The sequence below is a fragment of the Arhodomonas sp. KWT genome (assembly GCF_010993615.1).
Window position 1 is genome coordinate 1 of sequence record NZ_WNXE01000029.1, and the last position, 20417, is coordinate 20417.

The following is a 20417-nucleotide window of genomic DNA, read 5'->3' on the forward strand; positions in this document are numbered from 1 at the left end:
ACGGAGTCCGCCATGCAGTCGCGGATGGGGGTGACGGTGTTTGTCGCACCGGGACCGGAGGTCACCAGGAACACCCCCACCCGGCCGGTACTGCGGGCATAGCCCGCCGCCATGAAGCCGGCACCCTGCTCGTTGGCAGGCACCACCAGGTTCATCGGCGCACCACCGGTATCGCCGCGCTGGCGCTCGTTGTAGCGGAACACGGCGTCGTAGGTCGGCAGTATCGCGCCACCGCTGTAGCCGAAGACCGTATCTACCCCCTCATCCGCCAGGACCTGTACGACCATCTCCGCGCCGCTCATCTGCTCGCCGGCGAGGGGGTGCTGGGTACTGTGCGGGATGCGGGGTGCTTGTTCCGTCATGGTCGGTCTTCGTCTCCACTGGCTCCGTGGCCCCTAACATCAGGGGATCGATCGATCAATATACTAATGTGACGATAGGTAATGCCAGCTTTCAGGGCGCCCGGGAGCGCCTGCGCGACGGACGTCCGCGACGGCGGGGCCGCTCCCCGGGAGCGGCATGGCACCGCTCCTTCGGGACCGGCGCGACAATCAGTCGTCCCGCGAGTGGAAATCCAGGGCCGCGGAGTTGATGCAGTAGCGAAGCCCGGTGGGCGCCGGCCCGTCGGGGAAGACGTGCCCCAGGTGGGCGGCGCAGCGGCGGCAGTGCACTTCGGTGCGCCGCATCCCCAGGCTCTCGTCGAAGGACTCGCCCACCGCCTGCGGATCCGCCGGCGCGGTAAAGCTCGGCCAGCCGCTGCCGGAGTCGTACTTGTCCCGGCTGTCGAACAGCGGCCCGCCGCAGCACACGCAGCGGAACGTGCCGTCGCCCTTGAAGTCGTTGTACTCCCCGGAGAACGGCGGCTCGGTGCCGTGCTGCTGGGTGACCCGGTACTGCTCCGGGGTCAGCCGTGCCTGCGGGGTATCGTTGTCACGGGTATCGCTCATCGCCTTTATCCTCCAGGCCCGCCGCCGAGTGCGGCCACCAGGCGCGGCAGCACCTCGTCGGCACCGCCGCGCAGCGACCAGTCCGCCTGCCGCGTCAGCGGCGTGGCTTCGGTATTGATCTCCACCACCGGCACACCCACCTGCAGCGCCGCCCACGGCAAGTCCGCCGCCGGGCGCACCAGGGACGAGGTGCCGATGCTGAGCACGCAGTCCGCCGACTCCGCGAGCACGCCGGCCCGGTACAGCGCCGCCACCGGCAGCGGCTCGCCGAACCAGACCACGTCGGGACGCATCGGCGCGCCACATTCCGGACACGCCGGCGGGGTTTCACCCGTGGCCCCCGGACGACGCACCGCGCAGCCGGCGCTGCAGCGGTCCCGGTCGATGCGGCCGTGCAGCTCGATGACGTCCCCGCTGCCGGCACGCTGGTGCAGACCGTCCACGTTCTGGGTGACCACGGTCAGCCGTGCCGGCCCCGGCCAGCAGGCCAGGGCCGTGTGGGCCGCGTTCGGCTCCACCCCCGCCAGCAGAGAGCGCCGCCAGGCATACCAGGACCACACCAGCCCCGGATCCCGGGAAAACGCCTCCGGGGTGGCCAGCGCGGTCGGATCGTACCGCGCCCACAGCCCGGTCTGAGCCTCGCGGAACGTGGGCACACCGCTCGCCGCGGACACGCCCGCCCCGGTCAGGGCGAGCACCTGCCGGGCACGGCCCAGTAGCTCGATCAGGGCGGCGGGAAGCGCCTCGGTGGATGTCTCGGTCATTCCCTCAAGATACCAATGGCAGTGATGGCACTGGAAGCGCACCGCCCCGAATCCACCCGGGCAATGACCGGTCCCATGGCCTACAATGGAGCGCTTTCCGCAGCAGGACGGGACCGCGCGCGATGAGCGAAGTGGTACTGATCAATATCTCGGGGCACGACAACCCGGGCATCACCTCCGCACTGATGGACATCCTCGCCGGCTACGGCGCCCGGGTGCTCGATATCGGCCAGGCCATGATCCACGACACCCTGGCGCTGGGCATACTGATCAAGATCCCGGACGAGGCGCAGAGCGCGCCGGTGCTCAAGGATCTCCTCTACGAGGCCCACAAGCTGGATCTGCGCGTTCGCTTCACGCCGATCTCCGCGGAGGACTACGAGCGCTGGGTCGCCCACGAGGGGGCGCCACGGCAGGTGCTCACCCTGCTCGGCCGCCGGGTCACCGCGGAGCAGATCGGACGCATCGCCCACGTGATCACCGACCAGGGGCTGAACATCGAGGACATCGTCCGCCTCACCGGGCGCAGCGCGCTGCACGACGACAACGGCGGCAGCCGCGCCTGCATCGAGCTGACCCTGCGTGGCACGCCCCGGGACCCGGACGCCATGAAGGCGAGCTTCTTCAGCATCTCCGAGGCCCTCGGCGTGGACATCTCGTTCCAGGAGGACAACTTCTACCGCCGCAACCGCCGGCTGGTGGTCTTCGACATGGACTCCACACTGATCCAGCAGGAGGTCATCGACGAGCTCGCCAAGGAGGCCGGCGTCGGCGAGCAGGTGGTCGCGGTCACCGAGGCGGCCATGCGCGGCGAGATCGACTTCCGCGAGAGCCTCGCCCGGCGGGTGGCCCTGCTCGAGGGCCTGCCGGAGACCACCCTGGAGGCCGTCGCGCAGCGGCTCACCCTCACCGAGGGCGCGGAGCGACTGCTCAAGACCCTGCACACCCTGGGCTACCGCACGGCGGTGATCTCCGGCGGCTTCACCTACTTCGGCCGCTACCTCCAGCAGCGCCTCGACCTGGACTACGTCCACGCCAACGAGCTGGAAATCGCCGACGGCCGACTGACCGGCCGGGTGATCGGCGAGGTCGTGGACGGCGGCCGCAAGGCCGCGCTGCTCGAGGAGATCGCGGTGCAGGAGGGCATCACCCTGGACCAGGTCATCGCCGTGGGCGACGGCGCCAACGATCTGCCCATGCTCAAGCTCGCGGGCCTGGGCATCGCCTTCCACGCCAAGCCGCTCGTGCAGCAGCGGGCGCGCCAGGCGATCTCCACCGTCGGCCTCGACGGAATCCTCTATCTTATGGGCATGAAGGACGCCGAGCTGCCCCACTGAGGCGGCCGGCAGCGGACACGACACTAGCGCGGAGGCGATCATGCAGGTAGGTGTGCCACGCGAAATCAAGAACCGGGAGTACCGGGTCGGCCTCACCCCGGACAGCGTGCGCGAGTTCGTCGCCCACGGCCACGAGGTGCTCGTCGAGCACGACGCCGGCATCGGCGTGGGCTACGCCGACGCGGACTACGAGCGCGCCGGCGCCAGGATCAGCGACACGCCGGAGCGCATCTATGCCGAGGCCGAGCTGGTGGTCAAGGTCAAGGAACCCCAGCGCGAGGAGCGCCGGCAGCTCCGGGCGGACCAGATCCTGTTCACCTACCTGCACCTCGCCCCGGACCCGGAGCAGACCCACGACCTGGTCGACAGCGGCGCCGTGTGCATCGCCTACGAGACGGTCACGGACGGCCACGGCGGCCTGCCCCTGCTCGCGCCCATGTCGCAGGTCGCGGGCCGGATGTCCATCCAGGCCGGCGCCCACTGCCTGGAGAAGGCGGCCGGGGGCGGCGGTGTGCTCGTCGGCGGGGTTCCGGGCGTACCGCCGGCGCGCGTCGTGGTGATCGGTGGCGGCGTGGTCGGCGAGAACGCCATCGCGATGGCCATCGGCCTGGGCGCCGACACCGTCGTGCTCGACCGCGACGTCGGGGTGCTGCGCCGCCTCGCCACGCACTTCGGACCGGCGTTGACCACCATCTACGCCACCCGCCAGAGCCTGGAGGACCAGGTCCTCGACGCGGACCTGGTGATCGGCGCAGTGCTTGTCACCGGCGCGGAGACCCCGAAGCTCGTCAGTCGCGAGATGGTCTCGCGCATGCGCACCGGCAGCGTGCTCGTGGACGTCGCCATCGACCAGGGCGGCTGCTTCGAGACCTCCCACCCCACCACCCACGACGAGCCGACCTTCGTCGTCGACGGCGTGGTCCACTACTGCGTGGCGAACATGCCGGGCGCGGTGCCCCGCACCTCCACGCTCGCGCTCAACAACGTCACCCTGCCCTATGCCCTCGCCCTGGCGGACAAGGGCTTCCCGCAGGCGCTGGCCGAGGACCCGCACCTCCTCGACGGCCTCAACGTCTGCCGCGGGCACGTGACCTACCGCGCCGTTGCCGAGGAGCTGGGCTACCGCTACCTGCCCCCCCGGGAGGCCCTCAAGGGATGAGTGGGGGCGCGCTCAGCGCCGCCCCCACAGCTCGTCCGGCAGGGCGACGCCGTCGGCCAGCGGGTCGCCGGCCTCGACCACGAACCGCGCCTCACCGACGTAGTGGCCGCGGCCACCCACGGTGACGACCACGCTGCCGTCGGCGGCGGCCCCGCGCACCGCGGCGGTGAAGTCCACCCCGGCGATGCCGCGGAACGTCCGCGTCTGTCCCGGCTCGATCAGCCCGCGGGCGTGGGCGAGCGCGAGCCGCGCGGTGACGCCGGAGCCGGTGGGGCTGCGATCCACCTGCCCGCCGCCGAAGATGCACACGTTGTGGCTCGGTGCCTCGCTGCTCGGCGGGACGTCGTCGGTGAGAATGGTGCCGTAGATGAAACCGAGGTCGTCGGCGTCCGGATGGCTCACGCTGAGCTGCTCGCGGGCCGCAGCGGTCATGGCGCGGGCGGCGTGGAGCAGCTGCTCGTAGGGGGTGGCGAAGAGATCGAGCCCCAGCCGCGAGGCGGGCACGATCACGTAGAACGCCCCGCCATAGGCGACGTCCACGGCGATACGGCCGTACTCCGGCACGGTCACGTCGGCGTCCAGGTGGCTGGCGAAGGCCGGCACGCTGTCGAAGCTCACGTCCCCCGGGGCACCATCGGCGTCCGCGTGCACATGCACGGTGACCGGCCCGCAGGGGCACTCCAGCACGAAGTCGGCGCCGTCCGGACCCAGGGTCACCAGCCCCTGGTCCACCGCATACCGACCCAGGGCGATGGTGGCGTGCCCGCACATGGTGCTATAGCCCTCGTTGTGGGTGAACAGCACCGCCATGGCGGCATCCGGATGGCTCGCCCGCGTCGGCCACACGCCGTACATGTCGGCATGCCCGCGGGGCTCCAGCATCAGGCGCCGGCGCACGTGGTCGTGGTGATCCATCGCGTCGCGCCGGCGATCGAGCAGGGTCTCGCCGGCCAGCTCGGGCAACCCGCCCGTGAAGATACGCACCGGCTCGCCCGCCGTGTGCATGTCCACCACCGTGTAGGCCGTCTTCTCCGCCATGGGCACTCCCCCGTCGAAAAAACCGCCATTCTAACCGCCGCCCGGAAAGGCGGCCACGGAACCATTCAGGCCCGGGCGACGGCCTCGCGTCCGGGCACGAGCAGTGCCACCAGCAGGCAGACCGCCGTAGAGGCGATCATCGCCCCGGCGAAAGGCCCCAGGGTCGGCGCCCCACCGGGGAACGAGGCCGCATGGAGGCCGGCGACGGGACCGCCACCCTGCCACCAGCCCGGCACAATGGAACCCGCGAGACCGGCGGCGGTGCCGGCCACCGCGGCGGCCGGCGTGGTCCGCCGCCACAGTCCCATGAGCACCGGCACCACCGTGGTCGCGCACAGCAGGTCGGCGATGAGGAACAGTCGCAGCACGGACAGGCCCTGCAACGCGACGGCCACCACCGGCACCATCAGCACCACGGTCACCCAGCGGGCCGCACCGAGCGACAGGCCGCGGGCCTCGGTGACCGCCAGCGAGGCGATGCCGTTCTGCAGCGTGTCCACGGACGACGCCACCAGCGTGACCGCCAGGACCAGCGCCGGCAGGGTCACCCATGCGGGGGCGGCATTGAGCAGCGCGAAGAAAGGGATCGGCGGATCGCCGAGGGACAGTCCGGTCATCGCCGCGACGATGCCCAGGGCACCGATCACCGCGACCACCACGACGGTGGTGCCGGCCCCGAGGAGCGCCCCGCGCCCGAGCACACGCGCGTCCCGAGCGGCCCAGACCCGCTGCCAGTAGCCCTGGTGGAAGAGGTTGGCGGCGGTCACCGCGAGCACCAGCGCCAGTGCCACCGCCAGGCCGTCCGCCAGCGGCACCGAGGGCATCGCCGACGCCGCCGGCGGCCGTCCCGTCCCGCCCAGGGCGACACCGGTCACCAGGGCCAATAAGGCAAGCAGCAGCCAGGCCTGCCAGCGGTCCGTCTCCAGGCTCGCGCGCAGTCCGCCGGCGGCGGTGTAGGCGAGGGTCGCCACCGCCACGGCTACCACGACCACGCCGCCGTCCAGATCCGACAGCAGCGCGGTGATCGCGCCGATGGCGGTGAGTTCCGCGGCGAGGAAGCACAGCATGTAGAGCACGGAGATCAGCGCCACCCAGCGCCGCACCGCCGTCCCGTAACAGGCCTCCGCGAAGTCGCCGATGCTGCGCCCCTGGGGCACCCGGGACCGGATCGCCGGGCCGCAGAGCGCGAAGACCAGGAACGGCAGCGCGGCACCGACGGCATAGCCGGCGAGGGCCACCGGCCCCACGAAGGCGCCCACCTCCGGCGGGGCGAAAAGGATCCATGCCCCCATGCCGGAGGCGAGGAAGGACAGGCCCAGCACGGTCGCGCCCTGGCTGTTGCGGGCGGTGACGTAGTCGTCCAGCCCGGCCGAGGTGGCACGGGCACGCAGGCCGATCCAGGTAAAGGCGATGAGGGCCACGCCGAGCGTGGCAAGGGTCAGGTACATGTCGCGCTACCTCCGCCGGTATGATCCGGATCAGGTTCCAGGGTCTGCGCGGCGCGCACTCTCAGTCCGTGACGGACTCCCCTGGCGACGGTCGGATTGTGGTGAGTCGGTGATTCTCGCGCGCAGCCGCGCCGATGGCAAATCCGGCGGTGCCACGAAAAAGGCCACCGGCACGGGGTGCCGATGGCCTTCGTCACGCTCGCGCGCCCCCCGGCGCGGGGGACACGGACGGGCGTTGCGCCTCAGGCGCCCTGCTTCGCACCCTTGGTGCGGATCTTCTCCTTGATGCGGGCGGCCTTGCCCTGACGATCGCGGAGATAGTAGAGCTTGGCGCGGCGCACGTCGCCCTTGCGCTTGACCTTGATGCTCTCGATCACCGGGCTGTGCAGCGGGAAGACGCGCTCGACGCCCTCGCCGTGGGAGGTCTTGCGCACGGTGAACGCGGAGTTCACGCCGCGGTTGCGCTTGGCGATGACCACGCCCTCGAAGGGCTGCACACGCTCGCGGTTGCCCTCCTTGACCCAGACGTTCACCAGCACGGTGTCACCGGGTGCGAACGCGTCGAGGCTGCGCCCGGACTTTTCGATCTGTTCCCGCTCAAGCTCTTTGATGATGTTGCTCATGACCACAAACCCCTAGCGTTCCGAGTCCCCTCGGTACTCCTCGATGAATTCTTCCAGTAGCGCCTGCGCGTCGCCGTCCAGCTCCCGCCCGGACAGCAGCTCAGGGCGCCGCAGCCAAGTCCGTCCCAACGCCTGCTTGCGCCGCCAGCGCGCCACCGCCTGGTGATCGCCGCCGAGCAGCACCGCCGGCACGTCGCGCCCGTCGATGGACTCCGGACGCGTATAGTGCGGGCAGTCCAGCAATCCCGCCGTGAAGGAATCCTCCTCGGCGGAATCCACATGCCCGAGCACCCCGGGCACCAGCCGGCTCACCGCATCGATGAGCATCATCGCCGGCAGCTCGCCGCCACTGACCACGAAATCCCCGACCGAGATCTCGCGATCCACCTCCGCGGCGATCAGGCGCTCGTCCACACCCTCGTAGCGGCCGCACAGCAGAATGAGCCGCGGCAGCCGCGCCAGCTCGCTCACCGTCGCCTGGTCCAGCGGCCGGCCCTGAGGGCTGAGATAGACCACCGTCGCCGGCGTCGGCACCGCCGAACGCGCCGCGTGTATCGCGTCGCGCAACGGCTGGACCTTCATGACCATGCCGGGACCGCCGCCGTAGGGCCGGTCGTCCACCGTGCGGTGGCGGTCCGTCGTGTAGTCCCGCGGGTCCTGCGGGGCGATCTCGATCAGCCCGCGCTCCACCGCGCGCCGGGTCACCCCGGATTCCGTGATCGCCCGGAGCATCTCCGGGAAGATCGTGACGACATCGAAGCGCACCGTCAGTCTTCCGGGTCCCAGTCGACCTCCAGGCGCCCCGCGCCGAGATCGACGTCGAGGACGAAGACGTCGACGACGAACGGGATCAGCCGCTCGCGCTCGCCGGCCACGACCATCACGTCGTTCGCCCCGGTCTCCATCAGCCGCCTGACACGGCCGAGGACCACGCCCTCGCGGTTGACGACCTCGAGCCCGACGAGGTCGTGCCAGTAGTACTCACCCTCTTCCGCCGGCGGCAGCGCCGAGCGGGGCACGGCGATCTGTCGCCCGATGAGCGCCCGCGCCGCATCGCGGTCTTCGACGCCCTCCAGATGCGCGATCAGGCCCTTGCCCTGTTGCCGGCCCGAACGCAGCTTCAGAGTACGCGCGGCGCCGGCATCGTCGAGCAGCTGCCACTCGGTGAAGCCGAGGATGTTATCCATCGGCCGGGTCCAGGAATACACCTTGACCCAGCCCTGCACACCGTGAACGCCCACGATCTCGCCCAGCACCACGGGCGGGTCATCCTGCGCGCCACGCTGCACCAGCCGCCTCCCGGGTCGTTACGCCTCCGCGGCCGCGCCCTTGCGCGCCTTGCGGATCAGCCCCTCGGCACTCTCGGTCGGACGGGCGCCACGCTCGAGCCAGTGGTCGACACGCTCGAGCTCGAGCTTGAGCGAGACTTCCTGACCGGTCGCGACCGGGTTATAGAACCCGAGGCGCTCGATGAACCGACCGTCCCGCGGGTTGCGGCTGTCGGTAACGATCAGGTGGTAGAAGGGCCGCTTCTTCGCGCCAGTGCGAGCTAGACGAATGGTTACCATCGTGTTCGTTAATCCCCTGTGATCGGCAAACAGAACTGGGCTACCGATGTAAAACGCGCAAGTCTACTTGAAACCGCGCCGATGTAAAACCGCCCCGACGGGGCATCACCGCAGGAAACCGGACGGGCCGCCGGGCGGCATGCCGCCGCCCCCCGGTGGAAAGCCGCCGCCTCCGCCGCCGCCGAACTGGCGCATCATCTTCTGCATCCCGCCCTTCTTCATCTGCTTCATCATCTTCTGCATCTGCTTGTGCTGCTTGAGCAGGCGGTTGACGTCCTGCACCTGCAGCCCGCTGCCGCGAGCGATGCGGCGCTTGCGCGAGCCGCTGATGATGTCGGGGCGGCGCCGCTCGCGCGGGGTCATGGAGTCGATGATCGCGATCTGGCGACGGATCTGCTTCTCACCGACCTGGTCCTGCATCTGCTCGGTGAGCTTGCCCATGCCGGGGAGCTTGTCCATCAACCCGCCCATGCCGCCCATCTTGTTGATCTGCTGCATCTGCTTGCGCAGGTCGTCGAGATCGAAGCCCTTGCCCTTCTTGAGCTTGGAAGCCATCTTCTCGGCTTCGCTCTTGTCCACCGAGCGCTCGACCTCCTCGACGAGGCTGAGCACGTCGCCCATGCCGAGGATGCGGGAGGCCACCCGGTCCGGGTGGAAGGGCTCGAGGGCGTCGGTCTTCTCGCCGACACCGAGGAACTTGATGGGCTTGCCGGTGATGTAGCGGATCGACAGCGCCGCACCGCCGCGGGCGTCGCCGTCGGTCTTGGTGAGGACCACACCGGTGAGGGGCAGCGCCTCGTCGAACGCCTTGGCGGTGTTGACGGCGTCCTGGCCGGTCATGCTGTCGACGACGAACAGCGTCTCCACCGGATCGAGGGCGCCGTGCACGCGCTTGACCTCGTCCATCATCGTCTCGTCGACGTGCAGCCGGCCGGCGGTGTCGACCAGCAGGACGTCGTAGTACTCGCGCCGGGCACGGTCCACGGCCGCCTCGGCCGCGGTCACCGGGTCGTCGCTGGTCTGGGTGGGCTGGAAATCCACGCCCACCTCGCCGGCGAGGCGCTCGAGTTGATCGATGGCGGCGGGACGGTAGACGTCCAGGGATACGGTGAGGACCTTCTTTTTCTCACGCTCGGCGAGCCAGCGCCCGAGCTTGGCGATACTGGTGGTCTTGCCGGAGCCCTGCAGCCCCGCCACCAGGACCACTGCGGGCGGGCGGGTGGCCAGGTCCAGGCCGGTGTTCTCCTCGCCCATCACGCGCACGAGCTCGTCGCGCACGATCTTCACGAAGGCCTGCCCCGGCGAGAGGCTCTTCATCACCTCCGAGCCGAGGGCACGCTCACGGACGTCGTTGACGAAGGACTTGACCACCGGCAGCGCGACATCCGCCTCGAGCAGCGCCATGCGCACCTCGCGGAGGGTGTCGCGGATGTTGTCCTCCGTTAACCGCCCCTGGCCGCGCAGGCGCTTGCTGATGCCCTCGAGCCGTTCGCTGAGACTGCTGAACATGGCGCGCTCCAATGGATATTCGTCGACAGCCCGTTAGTATAACGGTCGGGGCGATGCCGGGGCGAGGACCGTGTCCGGGACTCGAAGCCCGGAGCAAGGTGTGCGATGATCGACGCCAACTCAAGGAGCGCACACCGGCGCGAATGATTCACCCCTTACTGACTATCACCGTCATCGCCCTCTACCTGGCGGCCACCGTGGTCCTCGTGCTGCGCCTCACACGGCGGCTCCCGGCCCGCGAAGGCACCCGCCAGGCCGCTATCGCGCTCGCAGTGGCCGGCGTGGCCCTGCACGCCGTCATCCTCAGCCAGACCATCTGGCAGAGCAACGGCCTGGATCTGCGGCTGTTCAACGCCGGGGCGCTGATCGGCTGGGTGATGGCGGCGCTGCTGGTGCTCGCCGCCGTGCGCGAGCCGGTGGAGAGCCTCGGCGTGCTCGTCTTCCCGGTCAGCGCCGCCGCGGTGCTGACGCAGTACTTCTTCGGCGTGGCCCATACGACCAACCCGGTGGGCTTCGCCGGGGTCGACAGCCACGTGCTGCTCTCGGTGATCGCCTACAGCGTACTCGGGATCGCCGCCGCCCAGTCCGTGGTGCTGGCGGTCCAGGAGCACCAGCTCCGTAACCGCCACCCCGGCGGTTTCCTGCGGCTGCTCCCCGCCCTGCAGGACATGGACGCGCTGCTGTTCACCATGCTCCGCGTGGGCTTCGTGCTGCTCACGGCATCGCTCGCCACCGGCTGGTTCTTCGTCCAGGACCTCTTCGCCCAGCACCTGGTGCACAAGACCGTGCTCACCATGCTCGCCTGGGCCCTGTTCGCGATGCTGCTGCTGGGGCGCTGGCACTACGGCTGGCGCGGACAGGTGGCCGCACGCTGGAGCATCGGCGCCTTCCTCGTGCTCGCGCTCGGCTATTTCGGCTCCAAGATCATGCTGGAACTGGTGCTCGGCGCCTGATCGTGCGCTGAGGAGGCGCCGTGGAACACATTCCGCTATCCGGGCTGATCATCGCGCTGATCGTCTCGCTGGTGCTCTCCGGGTGCTTCTCCGGCTCGGAGACGGCGCTGATGACCGTCAACCGCTACCGCCTGCGCCACCTCGCCGACGAGGGGCGGCGCGGCCCGCGCATTGCACAGCGGCTGCTGGAGCGCCCCGACCGGCTGATCGGCGTCATCCTGATCGGGAACAACCTGGTGAACATCCTCGCCGCGCAGATCGCCACCGTGATCGCGCTGCGCCTCGGCGGCGAGAGCGCCATCGCCGTGGCCACGGGGCTGCTGACGCTGACCATCCTGATCTTCTCCGAGGTCACCCCGAAGACCCTCGCCGCGCTCCACCCGGAGCGCGTGGCCTTCCCGGCCGCCTTCGCGCTGTCTCCGCTGCTGCGCCTGCTCTACCCGCTGGTATGGCTGATCAACCTCATCGCCAACGGCATGCTCCGGGCCGTGGGCGTGCGCATCGAGAAGGACGCCAGCGCCGCGGTCAGCCGGGAGGAGCTGCGCACCGTGGTCAACGAGGCCGGCGCGATGATCCCGCGCACCCACCAGCGCATGCTCACCAATATCCTCGACCTGGAGCAGGCTACCGTCGAGGACATCATGATCCCGCGTAACGAGATCATGGGTATCGACCTGGAGGACGACTGGGACGCGATCCTGGAGCTACTCGCCAATACCGAGTACACGCGCATGCCGGTCTACCGCGGTGCGGTCGACGAGATCGAGGGGGTGCTTCACGTCCGCCGGGTGCTCTCGAGCCTGCTCACCGGCCGGCTCACCCGCGAGGAGCTGATCGCCGGCATGAACGAGCCCTACTTCGTGCCGGAGGCCACCCCGCTGCACGTGCAGCTGCTCAACTTCCAGAACCGGCGCCGGCGCATCGCCCTGGTGGTGGACGAGTACGGCGACATCATGGGGCTGATCACCCTGGAGGACCTGCTCGAGGAGATCGTCGGGGAGTTCACCACGGACCCGGCGGAGATGATGCGCGACGTCCATCCGCAGGCGGACGGCTCGTTCCTGGTGGAGGGCAGCGCCAGCGTGCGCGAACTCAACCGCACGCTCAATGCGGAGATGCCCACCGGCGGGCCGAAGACGCTCAACGGCCTTATCCTAGAGCAGCTCGAGACCATCCCGGCCCCCGGCACCAGCCTGATGCTGGAGGGCTACCCGGTGACCATCATCCAGACCCAGGGCAACCGGGTGAAGCTCGCCCGCATCCAGCCACCTCCGGGCAAGACACGGCGCTGACTACGGCGCCCCGGGTACGCTACTGGCGGGTGCGCCGCCAGGTGGTGCCCTCCGGGCCGTCCTCGATCACGACGCCGGCTGCCTGAAGCTCGTCGCGGATGGCGTCCGCCCGCGCGAAGTCCCGCGCGCGGCGGGCCTGCGCGCGCGCCTCGATCAGACGGACGATCTCGTCATCGTCCGGGCCGTCGCCGCTGCCGCCACCACGTTTGAGGAACGCCTCGGGGGACTCGCGCAGCAGCCCGAGATCGCCGGCGAGCTCCACCAGTAGCGCGCCCAGCCCCTCGGTGCGCCGCTCCCCCGCCTCGCGGGCCCGGTTGACCGCCCGCGCCAGCTCGAAGAGCACCGCCAGCGCCCCGGGGGTGTTGAAGTCGTCGTCCATCGCCGCGTCGAAGCGCGCACGCCAGTCCTCGTCGTCATGGGCGGCGACCGGCGGGAGATCGCGCACGGCGAGGTAGAGCCGCTCCAGCCCGGATGCGGCCTCGGCGAGGGAGTCGGCGGTGAAGTTCAGCGGGCTACGGTAATGGCTGCTCAACAGGAAGCAGCGCACCACCTCCGGGGCGTGCTCGGCGAGGATGTCGCGCACGGTAAAGAAGTTGCCCAGGGACTTGGACATCTTCTCGTCGTCGATGCGCACATGCCCGTTGTGCATCCAGTAGTTGGCATAGGTCGTGCCGCAGGCGGCCTCCGACTGGGCGATCTCGTTCTCGTGGTGGGGGAACTTCAGGTCCAGCCCGCCGCCGTGGATGTCGAAGTGCGACCCGAGCGCAGCGGTGGACATGGCCGAGCACTCGATGTGCCAGCCCGGCCGTCCCGCGCCCCAGGGCGAGGGCCAGTTCGGCTCGCCTTCCCGGGCCGCCTTCCACAACGCGAAGTCCGCCGGGTCGCGCTTGGCCTCGCCGGGCTCGATTCGCGCACCGGCGCGCAGGTCCTCGAGGCGTTCGCCGGAGAGCCGGCCGTAGCCCTCGAAACGCTCCACCGAGTAGTAGACGTCGCCGTTGTCCGCGGTGTAGGCGTAGCCGCGTTCGATCAGGCGCTCGATCATGGCGATGATCTCGGCCATGTGCCCCGTGGCCCGCGGCTCCAGGTCCGGACGCAGGCAACCGAGGGCGTCCGCGTCCTCGTGCATCGCCGCGGTGAACCGCCGCGTCAGCACCTCCGGGGCCTCACCGGTCTCTGCCGCCCGCCGGATGATCTTGTCGTCCACGTCCGTGATGTTGCGCACGTAGGTCACGTCGTAGCCAAGCCGGCGCAGGTGGCGGACGACCGCGTCGAAGACCACCATCGCCCGGGCATGGCCGAGGTGGCAGTAGTCGTAGACGGTCATGCCGCAGACGTACATGCGCACGCGGCCGGCCTCGATGGGCCGGAACGGCTCCTTGCGGCGCGTCAGGCTGTTGTAGATCTGGAGCATGCTCGTCGTCCTCTTCCGGCCCGCCTTCCCGCGGGCGGTGTCGTTGTCCTCAGGTGCCCGCCGCGTCCCGGGCGGCGGCACGCAGGCGCCCGTCCACCCGTTCGGGCCCCATGAGCCGCGCCGCCTCGGCGAGCGCCGGCCCGTCCCCGCGTCCGGTCAGCGCCACGCGCAGGGGCATGAACAGCCGCCGCCCGCCCCGGCCGGTGCGCTCGCGCAGCGCAGCCGTGAATGCACGCCAGTCCGGACCGGCCTCGGCGTAGACGGCCGCGGCCGTCTCGAAGAAATCCGGCCCCGCCTCGCGCAGAACCGTCACGTCCCCCACCGGCATGACCCCGAACAGCCGCCCGGCCCACTCACGGACCTCCTCCGGGAAACGCACGTTCGGGCGCACCAGCTCGATAAAGGCCTCACGCTGCGCCGCCGGCACCGGCGTGTCCGCGTCCAGCCAGGCGGCCAGCGTCTGCGCCGGCGTCACGGTCACCGCCTCGTCCTGCCAGTGACCGAGCTGGACGGGGTCGAAGCGTGCCGGTGCATGTCCAAGGCGCGCGGTATCGAATACCCGCGCCATGCCGGCGATGTCCAGCAGGGTATCGTCCCTGCTGCTGTGCCCGAGGCGGAAGAGGTAGTTGGTTACCGCCGCGGGGAGAAACCCGTCCGCGCGCAGCGCCTCGAGGGAGCGACTGCCGTTGCGCTTGGACAGTGGCGCACCGTCGTCACCGAGGATGAGCGGCAGGTGTCCGTAGCGCGGCGGCGTGAGGCCCAGCGCCTCGAGCACGAGCAGCTGCCGCGGCGTGTTAGCGAGGTGGTCCTCGCCACGGAGCACATCCGTCACCCCCATGAGGGCATCGTCGACGGCATTACAGAACAGGAACGACGGCGTGCCGTCCGCCCGCCGGATGACGAAATCCCCGAGCCCGTCGGCCTCGACCGCCTGGTCGCCGCGGACCAGGTCGGAGAACGCAATGCGCCGCTGAGCCGGCACCCGCAGGCGCAGCACGGCCGGCTCGCCGGCCGCCACGCGCCGCGCCGCCTCCGCGGGGTCGATACCCGCGCAGGTGCCCGGGTAACGCGGCGGCTGACCGGCGGCCCTTTGCGCGCGGCGGGTACGCTCCAGGGTCTCCGCGCTGCAGAAGCAGGGATAGGCGTGACCGCCGTCGAGCAGCCGCCGGTACCAGTCCGCGTAGACCCCGCCACGCTCGGACTGGCGCACGCCGCCGGCGGGCACGGCGCGGCCGGGGCCCTCGTCCCAGTCCAGCCCGAGCCAGCGCAGCCCCTCGAGCAGCGACTCCTCGGCGGCCCGGTCGCTGCGCCCGGCGTCGGTGTCCTCGACACGCACGAGAAAACGCCCGCCGTGGTGCCACGCGAGCAGCGCATTGAACAGCGCCGTACGCACGTTCCCGGGGTGCATGCGCCCGGTCGGGCTCGGGGCAAAACGGGTCCTGACAAGGGGTTCGGCCATAGCCGGGCAATGTTAGCGGAAACGCTACAGCGGCACCAACCGGCCCGCCCGCGACACAGGGGCGCACCACGGTTTGACACACGCCCGACGCAGCGCACAATTACGACGAAACGACCGCCCCACCGGGCGGGCCAGAACACACCCGGAGATCCCCATGCCGCACGGTCCCGAACGACCCCGCCAGCCGGAGGCGGACGGCCTCGACGGCGACCTGCGCGCGCTGCTCGCCGCCGCGCGCCGGCCCGTCGTCGTGGGCGTTGCCGGTGACAGCGGCAGCGGCAAGTCCACCTATGCCCACGGCATCCGCCGGCTTCTCGGCAACGAGATGGTCGCCACCCTCACCCTGGACGGCTACCACAAGGAGGACCGCGCGGCCCGCCGCCGCAGCGGCCGTTCGCCGCTGGACCCACGCGCCAACCACCTGCCGCGGGTGCGCGAGCACCTGGCAGCACTGCGCGAATGGCAACCGGTGGAGATACCCACCTACGACCACGTCAGCGGCCGCTTCGGGGAGACACAGCTGTTCCGGCCGACACCGGTCATCGTCGTCGAGGGCCTGCACGCGCTCTACCCGGAATTCCTGCCCCTGCTCGACTTCCGGCTGTTCGTCGACCCGGAGCGCGAGGTCAAGCGCCGCTGGAAGCTCGAACGCGACGTCCACCGCCGGGGCTACACCCCGGAGGAGGCACGCGCGGAGATGGACCGCCGCGAGGCCCATTACCAGCGCTGGATCGACTTCCAGAAGGCCAACGCCGACGTCATCGTGCGCATCAATGAAAGCGAGCTCAGCGCGCTGGCGGTGGATGAGCTCCAGGGCCAGATCCCGGAGCACTGCCACCACATGGAGATCATCGTCACCCCGACGGAGACCCCGCTGCCGCCACTGCACCTGCCGGTGGACCTCAACGCCATGACCCGGCGCCAGGCCCTGCCGTTCATGCTCGCGAACGTGCCCAGCAGCTTCTGGGGGCGGGCGGTAAACGTGGTGCACATCGACGGTGCCCTACCCGTCCAGGCACTCGCCCGGCTGGAATCGGATATAATGCGCCTGACGGGGATCGAGACCGACGGCGATACCGACGTGGCGGACGAGGCCTCGACCATCGTGTTCACCCAGCTCCTCGTGGCATGGCCCTTCCTCGGGCACGTCCACGCCCTGCTGCGCCGCCGCGGCCGTGAAGCCGACGGGGACGCGGAAGAATAGACGCCCATTCCGCCGGGAGATCATCCATGCCGCGCAAGCGTAGTGGCGAGGAAATCGGCGAGCGGCTCCGGCAGCTGCTCATCCAGCAGGAAGACCTGCGCGGCCAGCTCGCCGCACTTACCGAGCGCATGTCCGACGAGGTCGCCGAGCTCGAGCACCACGGCGGCAGCGGCGGCCACGAGGCGCCGGAACGCCGTATCGGCATGGACAAGGTCCTCGACCTGCTCGGCCACCTCGCGATCGCGCCCACCGAATCCGACGCCTGCGAGGTGATCGTCTCCGCCGCCCGCTACCTGCTGCCCGGCACCCGCGGGGCGCTGTGCCTCGCCGGGGACGACGGCGCCATGGCGGTGGCCGCGGTCTGGGACGCGGAGGACCAGTGGAACCGCCCCTACCGCCGGCGCGAGGGCGGCTCGCCGCCGCAGCGCCTGGCGGGCCGCGTCTCCGCCGGCCCCACGGGCCAGGGCTGGGTCTACCCGGCCCGCGGTTTCGGCCTGCTGGTCGGCGAGCTGCGGGTCTGGCCGGAGAACGATCAGGCCGCCACCGAGGCGGTATCCGGTCGCTGCGAGCTGCTCGCGCGCAGCGCCGGCCTCGTGCTCGCGGGCATGACCCTGCAGAGGCGGCTACGCGACGAGGCCGTGCGCGACCCGATGACCGGACTGCTCAACCGCGCCTACTTCGCGGAGGCGCTGCCAAGGGAGCTCGCCCGGGCCGTGGCGGGCGGCGATGAGACCGGGCTGATCATGCTGGATATCGACCGATTCAGCCTGTTCAACGAGCGCCACGGGCCGGATGCCGGCGACCGCATGCTCTCCGCGGTCGGCGCGACGCTCATGGAGAACGCCCCGGACAGCGGCGTGTGCTGCCGTTACTCCGGGGAGCGCTTCGCCGTCCTGCTCCCCGGCCACGACCGGGGCGCGGCCCGGACCACGGCACAGACACTGTGCCAGGCCCTCTCGGCGCTGACGGTGACCGACGGCGAGGGACGGGACGCCCGGGTCAGCCTCTCGGCCGGGGTGGCCACGGCGCCGGGCTGTGCCGACAACCCCGCCGACCTGATCGCCGCCGCCGAAGACGGCATCTTCAACGCCCGCCAGCGCGGCGGCGACACGGTGCGCGAGCCGGGCGGCGCATGAGCTCGCCCGGGACACACGCCCAACACCGCACCCAACCGGCCTCTGCGAACCCCCTGGTGACAGGCGCCGCCCTGATCATCCTCTCCGAGGCGCTGCTCGCGACCATGAGCGCCGCCATCAAGGTCGTGTCCGCGGACCTGCCCAACGAGATGCTGGTGTTCTTCCGCAACCTGTTCGGGCTGGCGCTGGTACTGCCCGTGGCCCTGCGTCACGGGCCCGGAGCGCTGCGCACGGACTGCATCCAGTGGCACCTGCTGCGCGCCACCGCGGGCGTCGGCGCGATGTACTGCTTCTTCTACACCATCGAGCACCTCGCCCTGGCCGAGGCGATCCTGTTCAAGCTCACCGCACCGTTCTTCATCCCGCTGATCGCCCTGGTCTGGCTCGGCGAGCGCATCCCCGCAAGCGCACGCATCGCCATCGGCGTCGGCTTCGCCGGCAGCGCACTGGTGCTCGGCCCCGGCGGCGCGGACCGCTTCGCCCTGGCCGGGCTCACGGGCCTGGGCGGTGCGTTCCTGGGCGGGCTGGCCAAGGTCACCATCCGGCGCATGGGCCGCAGCGAGCCCGCCCCGCGGATCGTTTTCTACTTCGGCGTGTTCGCGACCACCCTGACGGCGGTGCCCCTCACCTGGGCGTGGCAGACGCCGGGGCTCGCGTCGTTGGGCTGGCTGGGCCTGATGGGCGGCTGCGCCACCACCGCCCAGCTCTGCCTGACCCGCGCCTACAGCCTGGCGCCCGCGGGCCAGATCGGGCCGTTCACCTATGTGTCGGTGATATTCGGCTCGTTCGCAGGCTGGCTGTTCTGGGGCGAGGTGCCCGATCTGCTGACCGTGGCCGGCAGCCTGTTGATCATCGGGGCCGGCCTGCTCACCCTGCGGGGCCGGAGGACACCCCGTCCGGAGACCTCACCCGCCGAAGGGAGTCGCGCATGAGCGAGCACCTCACCGCCACCTACGAGATCCGCCCCGGCCGCGGCGAGAGCGCCGAGGAACGGGCACAGGACATCGCCCTGGAGCAGACCGTGGAGCTGCCGGAGGCACTCGTGCCCGCGCCGGCCGCGGGGATGGTGGGCGAGGTGCTCTCGGTGGAGGCCAGCGGGCGCAACGTCTGGCAGGCACGGATACGCTTCCCGGTCGCCGCCACCGCGGCGGAGTGGCCACAGCTGATCAACCTGCTGTTCGGTAACATCTCCCTGAAGCGCGGGCTGCGCCTGGTCGGCGTGGACTGGCCGCAGACGCTGCTGGACACCTTCGGCGGGCCGGGCACCGGCACGGCGGGGCTGCGCGCACTCACCGGCGTTCCCGGCCGCGCCCTCCTCGCCACCGCGCTCAAGCCCATGGGGCTGTCCGCCGGCGATCTGGCAGAGCGCTGCTCCGCCTTCGCCCGGGGCGGCGTGGACATCATCAAGGACGATCACGGGCTCACCGACCAGGCCGCGGCACCGTTCGGTGAGCGCCTGGCACGCTGCCAGGCGGCGGTGACCGACGCCAATGCCGCCACCGGCCGCCGGTGCCAGTACTTCCCCAACGTCACCGCCCAGCGCACCACGCTGATGGCCCGCGCCCGCGCCGCCCGGGAGGCAGGCTGCGCCGGCGTGCTGGTCAACCCCTGGCTCACCGGCATGGACGCCATCGCGTGGCTGCGCGACGAGCCCGGCCTCGCGGTCATGGCCCACCCGTCCCTGACGGGCGGCCTGTTCTCGCCGCGCCACGGCATCAGCGCGCCGCTGCTGCTCGGCGAGCTCTTCCGTCTCGCCGGCAGCGACGCCGTCATCTACCCCAACCGCGACGGGCGCTTCGGCTTCTCGCTGGCGCGCTGCGAGCGCATCAACGAACGGCTGCGGCGCCCCCTCGGGGGACTGCGCGCCGCCATGCCTACCCCGGGCGGTGGCCTGGACGTCACACGCATCGGCGCTTGGGCGCGGCACTACGGGCGCGATACCCTGTTCCTGGTCGGCGGCAGCCTGTACGCGCGCGGGGATATCGCCGCCGCCTCCGCGCGCCTGATCGATGCCCTGGAACACGCCCATGACGAGTGATAACGACCGCAGCAAGGTGCTCCACGCCCGGGACTTCCGCTGGGAGGCGGTGCCGGTGCGCGAGTACAAGAGCGAGGGCACCACGACCTTCCGCGACATCACCCGCCAGACGCTGATCGGCGAGGGGGAGGACGAACGCGCCCCGGGCTTCGTGACGCGGTACTTCGAGATCCAGCCCGGCGGCTACTCCACGCTGGAGTACCACGCCCACCCACACTCGGTGGTCGTGCTGCGCGGCGGCGGCCAGGTGATCCTGGGGGACCGCGTGGAGCCGCTGCACCCCCATGACGTCGTCTACATCGCGCCGCACACCGTCCACCAGTTCCACGCCACCGGCGACGGGCCCCTCGGCTTTCTGTGCATCGTCGACCGCGAGCGCGACCGCCCCACCCTGCCCGACGACGACGAGGTGGAACGGCTGAGCCGTTACCCGGACATCGCGACGCGCCTGCGCCGATAGCCCTGCGGCGGCACCCGCCGCCCGGGCCGGCATGCGGCCCCGTCTCTGCCCTTGTGAAACACCTTTGCGCC

Annotated in this window: 21 protein-coding genes and 1 riboswitch; of the genes, 9 read left to right on the top strand and 12 right to left on the bottom strand. The window is 70.8% G+C overall.

Annotation, left to right across the window (positions count from 1 at the left end):
- From G7A99_RS07405 to G7A99_RS07415, 3 genes are all read right to left on the bottom strand, one after another.
- On the bottom strand, positions 1–362 hold a 362-nt coding region (locus G7A99_RS07405), incomplete at its 3' end, for a thiamine pyrophosphate-binding protein (RefSeq protein WP_256379703.1).
- 189 nt (positions 363–551) lie between these two features.
- Positions 552–947, bottom strand: a complete 396-nt coding sequence (gene msrB / locus G7A99_RS07410; RefSeq protein ID WP_018717811.1) for a peptide-methionine (R)-S-oxide reductase MsrB — start codon at positions 945–947, stop codon at positions 552–554.
- Between the two features lie 5 nt (positions 948–952).
- Positions 953–1711: an NAD-dependent deacylase gene (locus G7A99_RS07415; RefSeq protein ID WP_163139333.1), complete on the bottom strand. Its 759-nt coding sequence runs from the start codon at positions 1709–1711 to the stop codon at positions 953–955.
- Positions 1712–1833: 122 nt separating this feature from the next.
- On the opposite strand from G7A99_RS07415, the gene serB reads away from it, so the two are divergent.
- Positions 1834–3048 carry a phosphoserine phosphatase SerB gene (gene serB / locus G7A99_RS07420; RefSeq protein ID WP_018717809.1) on the top strand — a complete coding sequence of 405 codons (1215 nt, stop codon included), beginning with the start codon at positions 1834–1836 and terminating at the stop codon, positions 3046–3048.
- 40 nt (positions 3049–3088) lie between these two features.
- Positions 3089–4207: an alanine dehydrogenase gene (gene ald, locus G7A99_RS07425; protein ID WP_018717808.1), complete on the top strand. Its 1119-nt coding sequence runs from the start codon at positions 3089–3091 to the stop codon at positions 4205–4207.
- A 12-nt stretch (positions 4208–4219) separates the two neighbouring features.
- On the opposite strand, the gene G7A99_RS07430 is transcribed toward ald, so the two are convergent.
- The 7 genes from G7A99_RS07430 to ffh all read right to left on the bottom strand — a co-directional run bounded on the left by G7A99_RS07430 (position 4220) and on the right by ffh (position 10393).
- Entirely contained in the window at positions 4220–5245 is a 1026-nt protein-coding gene (locus G7A99_RS07430; protein ID WP_163139334.1) for a proline racemase family protein, read from the bottom strand.
- 65 nt (positions 5246–5310) lie between these two features.
- Positions 5311–6693, bottom strand: coding sequence for a sodium:solute symporter (locus G7A99_RS07435; RefSeq protein ID WP_163139335.1), 1383 nt, complete (start codon positions 6691–6693; stop codon positions 5311–5313).
- Positions 6683–6786, bottom strand: a riboswitch (TPP riboswitch). (Overlaps the previous gene by 11 nt.)
- Before the next feature lie 149 nt (positions 6787–6935).
- Positions 6936–7316: a 50S ribosomal protein L19 gene (gene rplS / locus G7A99_RS07440; RefSeq protein ID WP_026321022.1), complete on the bottom strand. Its 381-nt coding sequence runs from the start codon at positions 7314–7316 to the stop codon at positions 6936–6938.
- A gap of 12 nt (positions 7317–7328) precedes the next feature.
- Complete coding sequence (gene trmD / locus G7A99_RS07445) at positions 7329–8081, bottom strand: tRNA (guanosine(37)-N1)-methyltransferase TrmD (RefSeq protein ID WP_018717804.1); 753 nt, start codon at positions 8079–8081, stop codon at positions 7329–7331.
- A 2-nt stretch (positions 8082–8083) separates the two neighbouring features.
- Positions 8084–8608 (bottom strand): ribosome maturation factor RimM, encoded by a 525-nt coding sequence (gene rimM / locus G7A99_RS07450; protein ID WP_156831162.1) that lies wholly within the window; start codon positions 8606–8608, stop codon positions 8084–8086.
- A gap of 15 nt (positions 8609–8623) precedes the next feature.
- Positions 8624–8884, bottom strand: a complete 261-nt coding sequence (gene rpsP, locus G7A99_RS07455; protein WP_018717802.1) for a 30S ribosomal protein S16 — start codon at positions 8882–8884, stop codon at positions 8624–8626.
- A gap of 105 nt (positions 8885–8989) precedes the next feature.
- Entirely contained in the window at positions 8990–10393 is a 1404-nt protein-coding gene (gene ffh / locus G7A99_RS07460; RefSeq protein ID WP_018717801.1) for a signal recognition particle protein, read from the bottom strand.
- Between the two features lie 143 nt (positions 10394–10536).
- On the opposite strand from ffh, the gene G7A99_RS07465 reads away from it, so the two are divergent.
- A complete protein-coding gene (locus tag G7A99_RS07465) occupies positions 10537–11346 on the top strand; it encodes an inner membrane protein YpjD (RefSeq protein ID WP_163139336.1) in 810 nt (269 codons plus the stop codon).
- 20 nt (positions 11347–11366) lie between these two features.
- Entirely contained in the window at positions 11367–12638 is a 1272-nt protein-coding gene (locus G7A99_RS07470) for an HlyC/CorC family transporter (RefSeq protein ID WP_163139337.1), read from the top strand.
- 19 nt (positions 12639–12657) lie between these two features.
- Here G7A99_RS07470 and cysS read toward each other — a convergent pair whose 3' ends face one another.
- Both cysS and gltX read right to left on the bottom strand, forming a co-directional pair.
- On the bottom strand, positions 12658–14049 hold the full coding sequence (cysS, locus tag G7A99_RS07475; protein WP_163139338.1) for a cysteine--tRNA ligase: 1392 nt from the start codon (positions 14047–14049) through the stop codon (positions 12658–12660).
- Positions 14050–14098: 49 nt separating this feature from the next.
- Positions 14099–15508, bottom strand: coding sequence for a glutamate--tRNA ligase (gltX, locus tag G7A99_RS07480; protein ID WP_163139339.1), 1410 nt, complete (start codon positions 15506–15508; stop codon positions 14099–14101).
- 154 nt (positions 15509–15662) lie between these two features.
- Between gltX and G7A99_RS07485 the strand changes: the two genes are divergently transcribed.
- Genes G7A99_RS07485 through G7A99_RS07505 form a run of 5 tightly spaced genes read left to right on the top strand, consistent with a single transcriptional unit; the run spans position 15663 to position 20346 of the window.
- Positions 15663–16712, top strand: coding sequence for a phosphoribulokinase (locus G7A99_RS07485; protein WP_163139340.1), 1050 nt, complete (start codon positions 15663–15665; stop codon positions 16710–16712).
- A gap of 26 nt (positions 16713–16738) precedes the next feature.
- On the top strand, positions 16739–17848 hold the full coding sequence (locus G7A99_RS07490; protein WP_163139341.1) for a GGDEF domain-containing protein: 1110 nt from the start codon (positions 16739–16741) through the stop codon (positions 17846–17848).
- 56 nt (positions 17849–17904) lie between these two features.
- The gene (locus G7A99_RS07495; RefSeq protein ID WP_240466162.1) at positions 17905–18780 is read left to right on the top strand and encodes a DMT family transporter; all 876 of its coding nucleotides are present in this window, start codon (positions 17905–17907) and stop codon (positions 18778–18780) included.
- Positions 18777–19886: a RuBisCO large subunit C-terminal-like domain-containing protein gene (locus G7A99_RS07500; protein ID WP_163139343.1), complete on the top strand. Its 1110-nt coding sequence runs from the start codon at positions 18777–18779 to the stop codon at positions 19884–19886. Before G7A99_RS07495 ends, G7A99_RS07500 begins: the two co-directional genes overlap by 4 nt.
- Positions 19876–20346 (top strand): cupin domain-containing protein, encoded by a 471-nt coding sequence (locus tag G7A99_RS07505; protein WP_163139344.1) that lies wholly within the window; start codon positions 19876–19878, stop codon positions 20344–20346. The genes G7A99_RS07500 and G7A99_RS07505 overlap by 11 nt, the downstream gene beginning before the upstream one ends.
- Positions 20347–20417 lie beyond the last annotated feature (71 nt).